This window comes from Methylobacterium sp. J-072, assembly GCF_022829425.1.
Taxonomy (GTDB): Bacteria; Pseudomonadota; Alphaproteobacteria; order Rhizobiales; family Beijerinckiaceae; genus Methylobacterium.
In genome coordinates, this window is sequence record NZ_JAKSYK010000176.1 from 1 (window position 1) to 16,335 (window position 16,335).

The 16,335-nt window shown below is 68.0% G+C and carries 11 protein-coding genes, 1 tRNA gene and 1 other RNA gene; 11 read left to right on the plus strand and 2 right to left on the minus strand.

All coding sequences use genetic code 11. From position 1 onward, the window contains the following. On the plus strand, positions 1 to 443 hold a 443-nt coding region (locus MKK67_RS21025), incomplete at its 5' end, for an outer membrane protein (RefSeq protein ID WP_409568425.1). Positions 444 to 694: 251 nt separating this feature from the next. Here the strand turns inward: MKK67_RS21025 and MKK67_RS21030 are convergent. Then, complete coding sequence (locus MKK67_RS21030) at positions 695 to 2,314, minus strand: methyl-accepting chemotaxis protein (RefSeq protein ID WP_243969065.1); 1,620 nt, start codon at positions 2,312 to 2,314, stop codon at positions 695 to 697. Positions 2,315 to 2,520: 206 nt separating this feature from the next. On the opposite strand from MKK67_RS21030, the gene ssrA reads away from it, so the two are divergent. Beyond that, positions 2,521 to 2,897, plus strand: a transfer-messenger RNA (tmRNA) gene (ssrA, locus tag MKK67_RS21035). Positions 2,898 to 3,341: 444 nt separating this feature from the next. On the opposite strand, the gene MKK67_RS21040 is transcribed toward ssrA, so the two are convergent. Continuing rightward, positions 3,342 to 3,416: transfer RNA gene (locus tag MKK67_RS21040), tRNA-Val, on the minus strand. Positions 3,417 to 3,740: 324 nt separating this feature from the next. Here MKK67_RS21040 and MKK67_RS21045 point away from each other — a divergent pair. The 9 genes from MKK67_RS21045 to scpA all read left to right on the plus strand — a co-directional run bounded on the left by MKK67_RS21045 (position 3,741) and on the right by scpA (position 16,006). Further along, positions 3,741 to 4,784 carry a hypothetical protein gene (locus MKK67_RS21045; RefSeq protein ID WP_243969067.1) on the plus strand — a complete coding sequence of 348 codons (1,044 nt, stop codon included), beginning with the start codon at positions 3,741 to 3,743 and terminating at the stop codon, positions 4,782 to 4,784. Continuing rightward, entirely contained in the window at positions 4,784 to 6,970 is a 2,187-nt protein-coding gene (locus MKK67_RS21050; RefSeq protein ID WP_243969069.1) for a glycosyltransferase family 2 protein, read from the plus strand. Before MKK67_RS21045 ends, MKK67_RS21050 begins: the two co-directional genes overlap by 1 nt. A 190-nt stretch (positions 6,971 to 7,160) precedes the next feature. Next, the gene (locus MKK67_RS21055) at positions 7,161 to 8,501 is read left to right on the plus strand and encodes an MFS transporter (protein WP_243969071.1); all 1,341 of its coding nucleotides are present in this window, start codon (positions 7,161 to 7,163) and stop codon (positions 8,499 to 8,501) included. 116 nt (positions 8,502 to 8,617) lie between these two features. Further along, positions 8,618 to 9,874: a ubiquinol oxidase subunit II gene (cyoA, locus tag MKK67_RS21060; RefSeq protein WP_243969073.1), complete on the plus strand. Its 1,257-nt coding sequence runs from the start codon at positions 8,618 to 8,620 to the stop codon at positions 9,872 to 9,874. Between the two features lie 74 nt (positions 9,875 to 9,948). After that, a complete protein-coding gene (gene cyoB / locus MKK67_RS21065) occupies positions 9,949 to 11,949 on the plus strand; it encodes a cytochrome o ubiquinol oxidase subunit I (RefSeq protein ID WP_243969075.1) in 2,001 nt (666 codons plus the stop codon). Positions 11,950 to 11,953: 4 nt separating this feature from the next. Continuing rightward, positions 11,954 to 12,586, plus strand: coding sequence for a cytochrome o ubiquinol oxidase subunit III (cyoC, locus tag MKK67_RS21070; RefSeq protein WP_243944826.1), 633 nt, complete (start codon positions 11,954 to 11,956; stop codon positions 12,584 to 12,586). Further along, the gene (gene cyoD / locus MKK67_RS21075; RefSeq protein ID WP_243969077.1) at positions 12,583 to 12,987 is read left to right on the plus strand and encodes a cytochrome o ubiquinol oxidase subunit IV; all 405 of its coding nucleotides are present in this window, start codon (positions 12,583 to 12,585) and stop codon (positions 12,985 to 12,987) included. Before cyoC ends, cyoD begins: the two co-directional genes overlap by 4 nt. 74 nt (positions 12,988 to 13,061) lie before the next feature. After that, entirely contained in the window at positions 13,062 to 13,784 is a 723-nt protein-coding gene (locus tag MKK67_RS21080; RefSeq protein WP_243969079.1) for an SURF1 family protein, read from the plus strand. A gap of 56 nt (positions 13,785 to 13,840) precedes the next feature. Beyond that, positions 13,841 to 16,006, plus strand: a complete 2,166-nt coding sequence (scpA, locus tag MKK67_RS21085) for a methylmalonyl-CoA mutase (protein WP_243969082.1) — start codon at positions 13,841 to 13,843, stop codon at positions 16,004 to 16,006. Positions 16,007 to 16,335 lie beyond the last annotated feature (329 nt).

Consider the following 16,335-nt stretch of genomic DNA (forward strand, 5'->3'; position numbering starts at 1 on the left):
CGTCCGCCCCCGCCCGTCTCGTCACCGCCCCGCGAGGCCGGGCCGGCCTCGACTCCTCCGCCACCGTGCGCGGTCGCCCCGGCTACGCCTTCGCCCTCACCCTGGTGTACGGCACCGGCGCCTTCGCCTACGGCTCGGGCAGCGCCGACCGCTCGTTCGGCGGCTACGCCGGCAACGCCAGCTTCCGCACCGGCTACCCCGTCGGCGGCGGCATCGAGTACGCCCTGCCCACCGACTCTTTCCTGAACTTCTTCCGCTCCTCGGCCGTCACGCTCAAGGTCGAAGGCCTGTACGTCAACATCGACCGCGACACCCGCAACCAGGGTGTCCTGCTCGTCAACGCCGCCAACCTCGCCCCGGCCTCTTCCAGCCCGATCGGTCGCCGCGACGACGAGTTCGCCGTCGTCCGCGCCGGCCTGAACTACAAGTTCGGCTCGTACTAGGACCTCAAGAAGACGCTTCCGGCCTCCGGGCCGGGAGCGGTTTCGTCTGGATGAGGCGGGCACGCGTCCGTCAGATCCGACAGGCCGACCGAGCGTTCGACCAAGCCCCAGCCGCATCCGCGTCTGGGGCTTTTCGTTTGCGGGAAGCACGATCTGCCGGGCGGCCGTGTCGGCATTGTCGAGCCGGCGCCGAGAGCGCGCACGGATGGTCATCCGCCGTAGGTTGATGCCCCTCCCCCACGGCCCGGCCCTCAGTGCCGGTAGCGTTCGGCCAGGGCCATCAGCGCCTGGGCGAGGTCCGTGAGGTTGGCCGAGGCCGCCTCGACCTCCCGGGTCCCGGCCGCCGTCTGCTGGCTGGCCTGGCGGATGTTCTGCAGCGCCCCCATCACCTGCTCGATCCCCAGCTGCTGCTGGTTGGTCGAGGCCACGATCTGCTGGAACGTCTGCACGTTCTCCTCCACCCGCGCCGTGATCTCCTCGATCGTCCGCTGCGTCGTGTCCGAGCGCGTCTTGCCCGAGGCCGCTCGCTTCACCGCCTCCTCGGTCAGCATCACCGAGGTGTTGATGCCCCGCTGGATCTCGCCCAGGATCCCCCGGACCTGGCCGGTGGCCGCTTTCGCTTGATCGGCGAGCAGCTTCATCTCGGAGGCCACCACCGCGAAGCTGCGCCCGCTCTCGCCGGCCGCCGCCGCCTCGATGGCGGCGTTGAGCGCGAGCAGATGCGTGCGCTCGGAGATGTCGTTGACGGTCTCGATGATGTCGCCGATCGTCTGGGTCTTCTCCGACAGGCTGACGATGTTGCCGGCGACCGCCTCGGCCTGCTCGCGGATCGCGTCCATGGCCTTGGCGGTGTCGGAGACCGCGCGCAGGCCCTGACGGGAGGTCTGGGCGGTGGCCTGGGCGGTGGCGATGACCTCGGTGGCGCGCTTGCCGATCTGGGCGCCGGAATGGGTGATCTCGTCCACCGTGGCGGCGGTCTCCTGCACGGCGGCGAATTGCTGCTCGACCGAGGCCGCCTGCTGCTGGGCGGAGGCGCGGATCTCGGCGGCGGCGGCGTTGAGATCGGCGGTGGCGGCGCGGTTGGTCCGGGCGAGGTCGGACAGGCCGTCGACCATGGCGTCGAGGGTGCGCCCCAGCCGGGCGATCTCGTCGCGCCCGCCCGAGCGCAGCCGGCCGGAGAGGTCGCCCGCGCCCACGCGCTCGACGAAACCCATCACGGCCCCGAGGGGCCGGACGATCAGGCGATTGATCGCGATCCCGATCCCGGCGCAGATCAGCAGCGTGAGCAGGGTGCCGCCCCACAGGGCGAGGCTCTCGTTGCGCTCGGCCCGGGCGACCCGCTGGTTCAGCGACGCCCGATTGGCCTCGGCCAAGCCCTCGATGGCGCCGAGCCGGTCGCGCAGGGTGTCGAACAGCTGCTTGCCCGTGCCGTCGGCCTCGATCCGCACCGCCTCGGGCCGGGTCGCCGGATCGGCGGCGCCCTGGATGGCCGCCTGGCCGATATCGGTCTGCCAGGAGCGCGCCGCCGTCACGGCATCGGCCAGGAGGCGCGACGACGCGGCATCGGTACCGACCAAGCCCCTGAGACGCTCGATCGCCGCGTCGAGGGCCGGCCGTCCCTGCCGGTAGGGTTCGAGGCTGCCGTCCCGGCCGGTGAGCAGGTAGCCGCGCAGGCCCGTCTCCTGGTTGAGCATGGCGTTGCGGAACGCGTCGAGGCCGCGGATCGTCTGGTTCGCGCGGTCGAGGGCGTCGTTCGCGTCCCGCAGCTGGCCGCGGGTGAGCAGGACCGCCCCGCTGCTGAGCACCGACACCAGCGCGATCACGCCGATGGCGCTGCCGAGGGTGCGGTTGAGACCCAGCGTGTTCGGCATCTTCGGCTTTTCCTGACCAGACTGGCGGACGGCCTCGATCGGCCGCGTCAGCCGATGGCGGCGTAAGCCCATAGCGCTCAAACCCCGCCGGTGCGAGCCGCAGGAGGCCGAAGGCGCCCGTCCCGCGGATCCGCCGTCCCCTGCCCTCGCAGCGGCGACGGGTTGCCGGGGCTGATCCCGCACGAGCCTGTGGACCTTCCGCCTCACACGCGGTAGAATGCGTGTGAGGTTGATGACCGGTTCGTAATAACGTTTCAGGACCCGGGGGCGGTACCCGGCGCCTCCACCAAAAGCATCCTGCCCCGGATATCGAACGGGGTCGCAGCGCGCGTAGTGCGCCGCCTGAGATCAGGGTGCTTCTGCTGGGGGCGAAGTTAGGTTCGACTGGACGGTAAAGGGATCGCGAGTTCTACCCTGTTTCGGCAGGATAAGATGCGACTTTCGGTAAGGACTCGACCGGTTCGGCGCAGGCAACCCCTGTTCCGGGCACCTGACCAAAACTCTAAATGCCAACGATAACGTTGTCATGGATGCCCGCCTCGCGGCGTAAGCATCTTGCGGCAGGGCAGCCGTAGAAACAGAACCCGGGGCTTCGGCCCCGGGGCCCACCTTTTCGGATAGGGCGAAGACGACAACACGCTCCGCGGCGATGCCCGGGGCGCTCGACGCATGTGTGCCGCCTGGGTGGCGCTACGGCGTTGTCGTGTCGGGATCCATTTGCCGTCGACCTGCCAGTGCTGAAAATCGGCGTCCGGTTCGACGATATGGCTGCTCGCACGAAGCGCCTCGACGGCTTCAACGATCGGATTGTGGCTCTCGGGCAACCCTTCGCCGGCGCGACCTCGCGGCGCTGCTCGATCTGGATTAGGTCGTGATCTTCAGGGGGGAGTAATGCGGCTCTGAGAGGCGCCGTCGGCCCGAAGCGGGCCGGCTAAGAGCACCTCACAAAACTCCCGATCACCGGGAGTTCTCCTCTGGCAGCGACGGCGCAGCGGGAGATTTGTGAGAGGCTCTAAGTCATTGAGAATGGTGGAGACGACAGGGATCGAACCTGTGACCTTTCCCATGTCAAGGGAATGCACTACCGCTGTGCTACGTCTCCGTTCCGAACTGCTCAGATTCATCGAACCTGAAACCGCCGAAATAGTTTAACCGGGTCAGCGACTTATTGGGAGGGCCGCTACCATGTCAAGGTAGGGCTCTCCCGCTGAGCTAAGCGCCCGGGCCGGTGCTGTGCGAGCACCGGTGGGCCGGGCCTATAGCCGGTGCTCGGCGGGGGCGCAAGCGGAAGGTTGGCGGTGGCGGTCGGTGGCCGGGAAGCCGCGATGGTGCACGCGGGGAAGAAAATGCGCTATGGGCCTGCCGGCCGGCATTCGGCCGGGCCGCCGAGGCGGTTCCGGCATTCCGCCGCCTCAAGCTTCGGGACATGCGCTACTTCATCGATCACGATCACGGCGACTCGATCCGCGGCTGGATCGTGCCGGACAATCCCCTCGCCATCAGCCGGGTGATGGTCTCCGTCGGCGGCCAGCGCGTGGCCGAGATTCCGGCCAGCGTCACCGACGAGGCGTTCAAGCGCAACGGCTGGCACGCCACCGGGCAATGCACCTTCGTGGTGACTCCGGCCGAGGTGCCGGGGCTGCCCGATATCGCGCGGCTCGAACTCTACGATGCCGACACCAACGTCCTGGTCTATCGTCGCATGCCCCCGGACGGGCTGGTGCGGCTGCGGACCATGCTGATCAACACCGGCATCGAGGCCGAGACCGTCCTCCAGGCGGCCCTCTTCCCGCATTTCCAGCACTGCTATTTCGGCATCCACAAGCTGCCGGACGAGATCCTGACCTGCGTCCTCACCGGGCCGGCCGCCCCCTCGGCCTTCCTGTCGGGGGCCGTGACGATCCCGCGCTATGAGAACTTCATGACGCCGGACCTGATGATCACCGCGATCCTGGTCCAGGACCCTTATACCGAGATGGCGACCCGCATGCTCTGGCTGAAAGCCCGCGCCGGCGATGCCCTCGATCCCACGCGGGGCTGGCGCCTCGGGGGCCTCGCCGAGGCCGCAGCGTTCTCGGACGACTACGATTTCACCGACGTGAAGAGCCTCAAGCGCTATTTCCGCATGCTGCCGGAGCCGGCCTACCGGCTGCTCTACAACCCGCTGACCCGCCAGCTCGGCACCCGCATGCCGGAGGACCGCCTGCATCCGGGCAATTCGATCGCCGCGATCGAGATCCTCGCCCGGGTCGGCATCGTCGGCCACAAGACCCGGTACCACGCCTTCGCGTCGACCCTGTTCGACCAGCTGGGCATCCGCGCCCCGGTGCCGGTGCCGCCGCCGGTTCCGGCCGAGACCCAGGCGCTGGCCGAGCGCCTGCGCACGGTCAAGGCGGTGGAGGAGATGCTGGTGTTCGACGTCGCCATGTCGGATGCCGTGAAGGACTCCATCGACAAGAGCTGGAGCTGATGGTGCGGCCGACCGAGACGGGGGCGCCCGAGACGCGCCTGCCGCCGGCGCACCTGACCGGGACCGGGCGCAAGCGGCGTCCGCTTCCGGCTCGGGCCGCGGCGGACGGGATGCGGATCGAACTCCCGGGGCTCGCCGGCCGCTGGCTCGAGATCACCCTGTCCAACGATCCGATGGAGGGGCTGGACGCGGTCCCGGTCATGGCGTTCGTCGGGCCGGAGGGGCGTCCGGGGCCGCTGCTGCCCCAGGAGGCTGCGGGCGGGGGCGCCTTCACGTGGATCGGCCGCCTCCCCGAGGGCGTCGCCGCGCTGCGCGTGGCCGATCCCGCCGGACGGGTCCCGGCCCGGCTGCGCCGCGTCACGGTGCGCCGCCTTGCCCGGCCGTTCCTCGTGCCGCGCGCCCTGCCGCGCGAGCCGGTGCTGGCCCTGCAGGCGCTGTACTGGCGGATCCTCGGCAAGAAGGTGCGGGCGCGCGGCCTTTTGGGCCGGGCGCTGGCCCATCGCCGGGTCTCCGGATACGAGGCCTGGATCCGCGCCCACGGCTACCGCCGGGCGGAGCGGGCCGGGATCGCCGCCGAGATCGCCGCCTGGGCCGATCCGCCGCTGGTCTCGGTCCTGATGCCGGTGCACGACCCCGATCCGAAGGTGCTCCAGGCCGCCCTCGCCTCCCTGCGGGCGCAGCTCTACCCGCATTGGGAGCTGTGCGTCGTCGACGACGCGTCGACCCGGCCCGCGATCCCGAAGATCCTCCAGCGTGCCGCCGAGGCCGACCCGCGCATCCGCGTGCTTGCCCGGTCCGAGAACGGCCACATCGCCCGGGCCACCAACGACGCGCTGGGCCTCGCCCGCGGCACCGTCTGCGCCTTCATGGACCACGACGACGTGCTCACCGAGGATGCCCTCTACGAGGTCGCCCGGGCGCTCCGCCTCGATCCGGACTTGGTGCTGATCTACTCCGACGAGGACAAGATCGATCGCCGCGGCCGCCGGTTCGACCCGCATTTCAAGCCGGGCTTCGACCGCGAGCTGCTCTACGCGCAGAACTACATCAACCACCTCACCGTGGTGCGCACCGACGCCCTGCGCGCCGTCGGCGGCCTTCGGCCGGGTTTCGAGGGCAGCCAGGACCACGACCTGCTGCTGCGCCTCACCGACGGGCTCGACCCGTCCCGGATCCGCCACATCCCGCGGGTGCTCTATCACTGGCGCGCCGCGCAGGGCTCCGGGACCTTCTCGGACCGGTCCCTGGCCCGGGCCGAGGCGGCGCGGCTGCGCGCCCTCGACGAGGTCGTGGCCCCCTGGGGCGGCCGGGCCGAGCGCGGCCCCTCGGGCTTCAACCGCCTGGTCCGGCCGCTGCCGGAGCCGCCGCCCCGGGTCTCGGCGATCATCCCGACCCGGGACCGGGCCGAGATCCTGTCGGTCACCCTCGACGGGCTGCTGGAGCGCACCGACTACCCCGATATCGAGGTGGTGATCGTCGACAACGACAGCCGGGAGCCCGAGACCGCGGCGCTGTTCGCCCGGTATCGCGGCGATCCGCGGGTGCGCATCGTGCCGGTGCCCGGGGCCTTCAACTTCTCGGACCTGTCGAACCGCGGCGCGGCCGCCGCCACCGGCCCGGTGCTCTTGTTCCTCAACAACGATGTCGAGGTGCTGGAGCCCGGCTGGCTCGGGGAGCTGGTCCGGCAGGCGGTGCGGCCGGAGATCGGCGCCGTCGGGGCGAAGCTGCTCTACCCGGACCGGACGATCCAGCACGGCGGCATCGTGCTGGGGATCGGAGGCGTCGCCGGCCACAGCCATCTCGGCGTGCCGGACGAGGATCCCGGCTACTTCTGCCGCATGGTCATCGCCCACGAGGTCTCGGCGGTCACGGGGGCCTGTCTCGCCATGCGCGCCGACGTGTTCGAGGCGGTCGGCGGTTTCGACGCCGAGGCCCTGAAGGTTGCGTTCAACGACGTGGATCTGTGCCTGAAGATCCGCCGGGCCGGCTACCGCATCGTCTGGACGCCGTTCGCGAAATTGATTCACCACGAGTCCAAGAGCCGCGGGGCCGAGGACACGCCGGAGAAGCGCAAGCGCTTCGAGGGCGAGGTGCTCACCATGCTCGATCGCTGGGGCTCGGAACTGCGGGCCGACCCCTACTACAACATCAACCTGTCACGGAACTCGGCGCATTACCGGGTCTAGGACGGCGCGCCTGCCCGGCCCGGCGGGCCGGACTTCATCCCTATCGGGGCGCTGCCCTCCTCGGGATGCCATGCATGCGTCAGTGGGTGAACTTGCGTCGGATGCCGGTTGCGATACCTCTGGACATGCCGCATGAGGCGGTTCCGGCCATGGCGCCCGAACGGGCGCGCGGTGAGGGCGGCTGTCAACAATGAGTGCGAACACCCCAATGGCCTCGGCCACGACCCTGGAGCGTGATGCTCAGCAGGCAATGGGGGACCACAAGGTCCACCCGAACGAGATCGCCATCGGCGTGGTCATCGGCCGCGCATCCGAATACTTCGACTTCTTCGTGTTCGGCATCGCCTGCGTGCTGGTCTTCCCGAAGGTGTTCTTTCCGTTCGTCGATCCGCTGACCGGGACACTGTACGCCTTCTCGATCTTCGCCCTCGCCTTCATCGCCCGGCCGATCGGCTCGGTGATCTTCATGGCGATCGACCGCCGGCACGGGCGCAGCGTCAAGCTGACCATCGCCTTGTTCCTGCTCGGCGGCGCCACCGCGGCGGTGAGCTTCCTGCCGCGCTACGACAGCATCGGGATCTCGTCCGTCTACATCCTGGCGGTGCTGCGGATCCTGCAGGGCCTGGCGCTCGGCGGCGCCTGGGACGGGATGGCCTCCCTGCTCGCCATGAACGCGCCCCGGGAGCGCCGCGGCTGGTACGCGATGATCCCGCAGCTCGGCGCGCCGCTCGGCTTCATGGTGGCGAGCGCCCTGTTCGCGTTCTTCCTGGTCAATCTCGACGACGCCGACTTCATCGACTGGGGCTGGCGCTTCCCGTTCTACTGCGCCTTCACCATCAACGTCGTCGCCCTGTTCGCCCGGCTGCGCCTCGTCGCCACCGACGAGTTCGCCCGGATGATGGACCTCGATCGGCTGCGGCCGGTCCCGGCGCTGGACCTGTTCCGGCACCATGCCGGCGACGTGATCCGCGGCGCCTTCGTGCCGCTGGCCGGCTTCGCGCTGTTCCACCTCGTGACGATCTTCCCGATCGCCTGGCTTGCGCTCAACAACACGAGCAGCCGCTCGCCCGGCGAGTTCCTGATCGTGCAGTTCTCGGGGGCGATCGTCTGCGCCGGCGCGATCGCGGCCTCCGGGCTGATCGCCGACCAGATCGGCCGCCGCAACTGCCTGATCATGAGCGCCTCGCTGATCGGCTTCTTCGCGGTCGGCAGCATCATCGCGCCGCTCCTGTTCGGCGAGAGCGCGATCGGCCAGACGATCTACGTGACGATCGGCTTCATGCTGCTCGGCCTCGCCTACGGCCAGACCGCCGGCGCGGTGACCGCCCGGCTCGGCAATCACTACCGCTACACCGGCGCCGCGCTGACCTCCGACTTCGCCTGGCTGGTCGGCGCCGGCTTCGCCCCGCTGGTGGCGCTGTTCCTGTCGCAGCGCTATGGCCTGGCCATGGTCGGTGTCTACCTTCTATCCGGCGCGGTCTGCACCCTCGCGGCGCTGTTCCTCGACCGTTCGGAAATGCGCCAGATGTAGTCGGCAGCCGCGCGGCTCAAGCCGCGCGGCCACCTTCCAGAATCTGCCAGGAGCGCCGCCTCGCGCGGCACGGCAGGGACGCCGCGGATGCGGCTTGGGATAAAGAGACGAGTGCTGTGACCTCTTCGACCCCTCTCCCGGACAGGATCGCGCCCGCCAAGAGCCGGGGCGGCCCTGCGCGGCGCTTCCTGCCGCTCCTCGCCCTGCTGCCGGTCCTGGCGCTGCAGGGCGGCTGCAACCTCGTGGTGATGAGCCCGGCCGGCTACGTCGCCGAGCAGCAGCGCAACCTCGTGCTCGCCGCCACCGGGCTGATGCTCCTGATCATCATCCCGGTGATCTTCTTCACCCTGTTCTTCGCCTGGCGCTACCGCGCGACCAACGAGGACGCGGTCTACGATCCCGAGTGGCACCACTCGACGCAGCTCGAGGTGCTCATCTGGACGGCGCCCCTGATGATCATCATCGCGCTGGGCGCGCTGACGTGGATCGGCACGCACACCCTCGATCCGTTCCGGCCCCTGAGCAAGATCGACGCGAAGCGCGACGTCCCGGCCGGCATGGAGCCGCTTCAGGTCGAGGTGGTCGCCATGGATTGGAAGTGGCTGTTCCTCTACCCGCAATACGGGATCGCCACGGTCAACGAGCTCGCCGCCCCGGTGGACCGGCCGATCCAGTTCAAGATCACCGCCACCGACGTGATGAACACGTTCTACATCCCGACGCTCGCCGGCATGGTCTACGCGATGCCGGGCATGCAGACCCAGCTCCACGCGGTGATCAACCGCGAGGGCGCCTATGAAGGCCGCTCGGCGCATTACAGCGGCGCCGGCTTCTCGAACATGTTCTTCAAGTTCAACGGCCTGACCAACGAAGCCTTCGACCAGTGGGTCGCCAAGACCAAGGCGCAGGGCGGCGCGCTGACCCAGGAGGCCTATCTCGATCTGGAGAAGCCGAGCGAGTCCGAGCCGTCCCGCTTCTACAAGTCCTACCCGAAGGGCCTGTACGACCGGATCATCGGCATGTGCCCCCGGCCGGAGCAGATGTGCGTCGGCGAGATGGTGAAGATCGACGCAAGGGGCGGTGCCTCCGGGGCGGAGGCCGAGGCCAACTACGATCGGTTGCAGTACGACAACCGCATGGCCGATCGCGGCAACGAGGCCCCGGGCGCGACCGGGCCGGCATCCGGGACCGGCCCGCACGGGCAGACGCAGCCGCAGGGCATGAAGCCCAGGCCCGACATGGGCAATCCGGACTCGCGCAATCAGGGCGAGTCCGCGCTGCCGGGGCAGGAGAAGGCGCCCGAGGTCAAGGCGCCGGACAGCCAGGGCCAGAGCGAGGGCGGGCAGATCGCGCCCAAGCAGCTCAACCAGTAAGAATGCTCGCTTGAACGCGAGCCCCACACCGTAAACCGGCGGTCGCCGTCGAACCCATTGAACGGGCCGATCCCATGTTCGCAAACCTGGACCTACAACAGTTGATCCTCGGCCGATTTACGATCGAGCAGATCCCGTATCACGAGCCGATTCTGCAGGCGACCTTCGCCGGCGTGGCCGTGGTCGGCCTCGCCGTCCTCGGCGTGATCACCTACTTCCGCTTCTGGGGGCCGCTGTGGCGTGACTGGGTCACGTCCATCGACCACAAGAAGATCGGTATCATGTACTGTATCTTCGCCCTGATCATGCTGCTGCGCGGCTTCGCCGACGCGTTGCTGATGCGCTCGCAGCAGGCGGTGGCGTTCGGTTCGGAGCAGGGCTTCCTGCCGCCGCACCACTACGACCAGATCTTCACCGCCCACGGCATGATCATGATCTTCTTCGTGGCAATGCCGTTCGTCACGGGGCTCATGAACTTCGCGGTGCCGCTGCAGATCGGCGCCCGCGACGTGGCCTTCCCGTTCCTGAACAATTTCAGCTTCTGGATGACGGTGGCCGGCGGCATCCTCGTGATGGTCTCGCTGTTCGTCGGCGAGTTCTCCCGCGCCACTTGGCTCGCCTACCCGCCGCTCTCGGGGGCCGCCATGAGCCCCGGCGTCGGCGTCGACTATTACATCTGGGCGCTGCAGATCGCCGGCATCGGGACGCTGCTGTCGGGCATCAACCTGATCGCGACCATCGTGAAGATGCGCGCGCCGGGCATGACCATGATGAAGCTGCCGATCTTCGTCTGGTCGTCGCTCTGCACCAACATCCTGATCGTGGCCGCCTTCCCGATCCTCACGGCCGTTCTCGCGATGCTGTCGCTCGACCGCTACGTCGGCACGCACTTCTTCACGAACGACCTCGGCGGCAACGCCATGCTGTACTTCAACCTGATCTGGATCTGGGGTCACCCGGAGGTCTACATCCTGATCCTGCCGGCCTTCGGGGTGTTCTCCGAGATCACCTCGACCTTCTGCGGCAAGCGGTTGTTCGGCTACACCTCGATGGTCTACGCGCTGGTGGTAATCACCATCCTCGCCTACCTGGTGTGGTTGCACCACTTCTTCACCATGGGCTCGGGCGCCGACGTGAACTCGTTCTTCGGGATCACGACGATGATCATCTCGATCCCGACTGGGGCGAAGATCTTCAACTGGATGTTCACGATGTACCGCGGCCGGATCCGGTTCGAGGTGCCGATGATGTGGGTGGTGGCGTTCATCGTCACCTTCGTGATCGGCGGCATGACCGGCGTCCTGCTGGCGGTGCCCCCGGCCGACTTCGTGCTCCACAATTCGCTGTTCCTGATCGCGCACTTCCACAACGTGATCATCGGCGGCGTGCTGTTCGGCATGTTCGCCGGCGTGACCTTCTGGTTCCCCAAGGCCTTCGGGTTCAAGCTCGACGAGTTCTGGGGGAAGATGGCCCTCGTGTTCTGGGTGAGCGGGTTCTACGTCGCCTTCATGCCGCTCTACGTGCTCGGCCTGATGGGCGTGACCCGGCGCATGCAGCACTTCGACGACCCGTCGCTGCAGATCTGGTTCGTCATCGCGGCCTGCGGCGCCGGGCTCATCGCCTTGGGTATCGCCTCGCAGATCGTGATGTTCGTGGTCTCGATCCGCAACCGCGAGAAGCTGCGCGACCTGACCGGCGACCCGTGGGGCGGCCGGACCCTGGAATGGTCCACCTCCTCGCCGCCGCCGGACTACAACTTCGCCTTCACCCCGGTGGTCCACGATTCGGACGCGTGGTGGGACATGAAGAACCGCGGCTTCGCCCGGCCGATGACCGGCTACAAGCCGATCCACATGCCCAAGAACACCGCCTCCGGCGCCATCCTTGCGGCTCTGAACTTCACCTTCGGCCTGGCCATGGTCTGGTACGTCTGGTGGCTGGCGGCGCTCAGCTTCGTGGCGATCTTCGTCGTCGCGATCCTTCACACCTTCAACTACAACCGCGATTTCTACATTCCTGCCGACACGGTCAGTCGGACGGAAGGTCAGCGGTCGCGCGAACTGGAAATGGCGTGATTCGATGATGCACGGGGAGACTGCACCCCCCGGCGCCGCGGCGCCGGTCTTCTACCAGACCGACGAGGAGGGCCATCATTCCGAGGGCTCGACGATGCTCGGGTTCTGGCTCTACCTGATGAGCGACTGCCTCATCTTCGCGACCCTGTTCGCGACCTACGGGGTGCTCGGCCGCAGCTACGCGGCCGGGCCGACCCCCAAGGACCTGTTCGACCTGCCGGGCATCGCGGTGAACACCGCGATGCTGCTGTTCTCGTCCATCACCTACGGCTTCGCCATGCTGGAGATGGACCGGAATCGGATCAAGCAGACGCAGATCTGGCTGGCGATCACCGGCCTGTTCGGCGTGGCCTTCGTGTCCCTGGAGATCCGGGAATTCGTCCACCTGTTCCATGAGGGCGCCCCGCCCTGGCGCAGCGCCTTCCTGTCGTCGTTCTACACCCTGGTGGCGACCCACGGCCTGCACGTCTCGGTCGGCATCCTCTGGCTGGTCGTGCTGCTGGTGCAACTGCGCAAGCACGGCCTGATCGTCGAGAACAAGCGCCGGCTGATGTGCCTGTCGATGTTCTGGCACTTCCTCGATTTGATCTGGATCGGGGTGTTCACCGTCGTCTACCTGATGGGAGTGCTCGAATGAGCGCCGACGCGCACCACCTGACCGGGCACGGCCAGGATACCCACGACGCGCACGCCCACAGCGAGGGCGGGCACGGCTCCTTCGGCAGCTACATCACCGGCTTCGTCCTGTCGGTGATCCTGACGGTGATCCCATTCTGGCTGGTGATGGGCAACGTGCTCGACAACAGCCTCGTCACCACCCTGGTGATCCTGGCGCTCGGCGGCGTGCAGATGGTCGTGCACGTCATCTACTTCCTGCACATGAACACGAAGTCGGAGGGCGGCTGGACCTTCCTGGCGCTGATCTTCACCATCATGGTGGTGGTGATCATGCTCTCGGGCTCGGTGTGGGTGATGTACCACCTCAACCACAACATGATGCCGATGGATGCCCACGACGTCATGAACAACGCCCGCTGAGCGCGCGTTCGGCGATGACGACATCGGGGTCGGGAGGGGGGGCTGAGCCGGGCTCGACCCCCTCCCCGGCCCCGATGTCGTTGCTGCGGCGGATCGTGTTCGGCGTCGCCGTTGGCTTCGTGTTCGTCGTCCTGTTGGGTCTCGGGACTTGGCAAGTCCAGCGCAGGACCTGGAAGCTCGACCTGATCGCCCGGGTCGATGCAAAGGTCCACGCCCCAGCCGTGCCCGCCCCCGGCCCCGCCGAATGGCCGCGCATCGGCCCCGACGACGCCTACCGGCACGTCTGGCTGTCCGGCACCTTCCTCCATGACCGCGAGACCCTGGTCCAGGCCGTCACCGAGCGCGGCGGCGGCTTCTGGGTGCTGACGCCCCTGCGCCGTCCCGACGGCAGCCTCGCGCTGGTCAATCGCGGCTTCGTGCCGGGCGCGAACCGCGATCCTGCCACCCGTCAGGCCGGGCAGGTGGCGGGCGAGACGCGGGTGATCGGCCTCCTGCGGCTGACCGAGCCCGGCGGGGCGTTCCTGCGGGCCAACGACCCGAAGGACGGGCGCTGGTACTCCCGCGACGTGGCCGCCATCGCGTCGGCTCACGGCCTCACCAATATTGCCCCCTACTTCGTCGATGCCGACGCGACGCCCAATCCCGGCGGCCTGCCGGTGGGCGGGCTCACGGTGATCGCCTTCCCGAACAGCCACCTGGTCTACGCGCTGACCTGGTACGGGATGGCGCTGATGCTCGCCGGCGCGGTGATCTACATCCTGCGCGGTCGCCGGGCTCATAGACCTGCGGGGGAGTAGCCCGGTTTCCGGGGGCGTCTATAATGAGGTGACAAACGCCATAACGAGTCACCGCCATGACCACCCGCATCCCGAACTTCGCCGAGATTCCTTTGGTCGGCGATCCGCTTGCGGTGGCATCGCCGGCCTTGCCCGAGCCCTGGATGACCCCGGAGGGCATTCCGGTTAAGGGTCGGTACGGCCCGGAGGATCGCGAGGGCATCGAGTTCCTCAACACCTATCCCGGCATCGCGCCGTTCCTGCGCGGCCCCTACCCGACCATGTACGTCACCCAACCCTGGACGATCCGGCAATATGCCGGCTTCTCCACGGCCGAGGATTCGAACGCGTTCTACCGGCGCAACCTCGCCGCCGGCCAGAAGGGCCTATCGGTGGCCTTCGATCTCGCCACCCACCGGGGCTACGATTCCGACCACCCGCGGGTCTCGGGCGATGTCGGCATGGCCGGCGTGGCGATCGACTCGATCTACGACATGCGGACGCTGTTCTCCGGCATTCCGCTGGACGAAATGACGGTGTCGATGACGATGAACGGCGCGGTGCTGCCGATCCTCGCCCTCTACATCGTCGCCGCCGAAGAACAGGGCGTGTCGCCGCAAAAGCTCGCCGGCACGATCCAGAACGATATTCTCAAGGAATTCATGGTCCGCAACACCTACATCTATCCCCCCAAGGGATCGATGCGGATTATTTCAGACATTTTCGCCTATACATCCAAACATATGCCGAAATTCAATTCGATCTCGATTTCCGGCTACCACATGCAGGAGGCCGGGGCGACGAACGACCTAGAGCTCGCCTACACGCTGGCGGACGGCGTCGAGTACATCAAGGCCGGGCTGGCGGCGGGGCTGACCATCGACCAGTTCGCCCCGCGCCTGTCGTTCTTCTGGGCGATCTCGACCAACTTCTTCATGGAGATCGCCAAGATGCGGGCCGCGCGCCTGATCTGGGCCAAGCTGGTGAAGGGGTTCGATCCGAAATCTGACAAATCCCTGGCGCTGCGCACCCATTCGCAGACGTCGGGCTGGTCGCTCACCGCCCAGGACGTGTTCAACAACGTCACCCGCACCAACATCGAGGCGATGGCGGCCACCCAGGGCGGCACGCAGTCGCTGCACACCAACGCGCTGGACGAGGCGCTGGCCCTGCCTACCGACTTCTCCGCCCGGATCGCCCGCAACACCCAGCTGTTCCTGCAGCAGGAGAGCGGCACCAGCCGGATCGTCGACCCGTGGGGCGGCTCCTACTACGTTGAAAAACTCACCGCCGACATCGCGGCGCGGGCCTGGGAGCATATCCGCGAGGTCGACCAGCTCGGCGGCATGGCCAAGGCGATCGAGGCCGGCATCCCCAAGCTGCGGATCGAGGAGGCCGCCGCCCGGGCCCAGGCCCGGATCGATTCCGGCCGCCAGACCATCGTGGGCATCAACAAGTTCAAGTCCGACGACGACATGGCCATCGACCTCCTGCGGGTCGACAACGGCAATGTCCGCCGCCTGCAGATCGACAAGCTCAAGCGCCTGCGCTCCGAGCGCGACGAGGCCGTGGTCACGGCCCGTCTCGAGGCGCTGACCAAGGCCGCCGACACGAACGAGAACCTGCTGGCGCTGGCGGTCGATGCGGCCCGGGCCAAGGCCACCGTGGGCGAGATTTCCGAGGCCCTGGAGAAGGCCTGGGGCCGGCACCGCGCCGAGATCCGGTCGATCTCCGGCGTCTACAAGCGCGAGGTTGGGGGCATGTCGCCAGTGGTCGAGGAAGTCCGGGCGCTGGTCGAGGCGTTCGAGGAGAACGATGGCCGCCGGCCGCGCATCCTGGTCGCCAAGATGGGCCAGGACGGGCACGACCGCGGCCAGAAGGTCATCGCCTCGGCCTTCGCCGATCTCGGCTTCGACGTGGATATCGGGCCGCTCTTCGCCACCCCGGCCGAGGCCGCCCGGCAGGCGGTGGAGAACGACGTGCACATCGTCGGCGTCTCTTCGCTCGCCGCCGGCCACCTCACCCTGGTGCCGGAGCTGAAGGCGGCGCTCACCGAGCAGGGCCGCGACGACGTGATGATCGCCATCGGCGGCGTGATCCCGCCGGGCGACTACGACGCCCTGGTGGCGGCCGGCGCCTCGGCGATCTTCCCGCCCGGCACGGTGATCGCCGAAGCCGCGGTCAAGCTGATCCGCGCGCTGAACGAGCGGCTGGGCTACGCGGCGCGGCAGGCGGCGGAGTAGAAGTCACACCGCGCCGGGGCGATCCGGTTCAGGATCGACGGTTCTCCGGATCTCCTCCCTCATCCTGAGGTGCCGAGCGATCGAAGATCGTTCGGCCTCGAAGGAGCCCTCCAGAGGTCTTGGCGATCCCTGGAGGGCTCCTTCGAGGCTTCCGCTGCGCGAAAGCACCTCAGGATGAGGTCGAGGGTTGGAAAGAGCAAAAGCGGTTTGCGATCGATCAATCGAAGACCAAGCCGATCTCGGCGAGGTATGGCCCTGACGGGGCAACAGTACAGGTTCGGTGAGAGGAAGCGCTGCGCTTGAACGAGCGGAGCCGTCCGCCATCTCTC

Coding starts and splice junctions, on each gene's coding strand:
- MKK67_RS21080 (WP_243969079.1), top strand. CDS start 13,062: ATGTCGTTGCTGCGGCGGATCGTGTTCGGCGTCGCCGTTGGCTTCGTG.
- cyoB (WP_243969075.1), top strand. CDS start 9,949: ATGTTCGCAAACCTGGACCTACAACAGTTGATCCTCGGCCGATTTACG.
- MKK67_RS21030 (WP_243969065.1), bottom strand. CDS start 2,314: ATGCCGAACACGCTGGGTCTCAACCGCACCCTCGGCAGCGCCATCGGC.
- MKK67_RS21045 (WP_243969067.1), top strand. CDS start 3,741: ATGCGCTACTTCATCGATCACGATCACGGCGACTCGATCCGCGGCTGG.
- MKK67_RS21050 (WP_243969069.1), top strand. CDS start 4,784: ATGGTGCGGCCGACCGAGACGGGGGCGCCCGAGACGCGCCTGCCGCCG.
- cyoC (WP_243944826.1), top strand. CDS start 11,954: ATGATGCACGGGGAGACTGCACCCCCCGGCGCCGCGGCGCCGGTCTTC.
- MKK67_RS21055 (WP_243969071.1), top strand. CDS start 7,161: ATGAGTGCGAACACCCCAATGGCCTCGGCCACGACCCTGGAGCGTGAT.
- cyoD (WP_243969077.1), top strand. CDS start 12,583: ATGAGCGCCGACGCGCACCACCTGACCGGGCACGGCCAGGATACCCAC.
- scpA (WP_243969082.1), top strand. CDS start 13,841: ATGACCACCCGCATCCCGAACTTCGCCGAGATTCCTTTGGTCGGCGAT.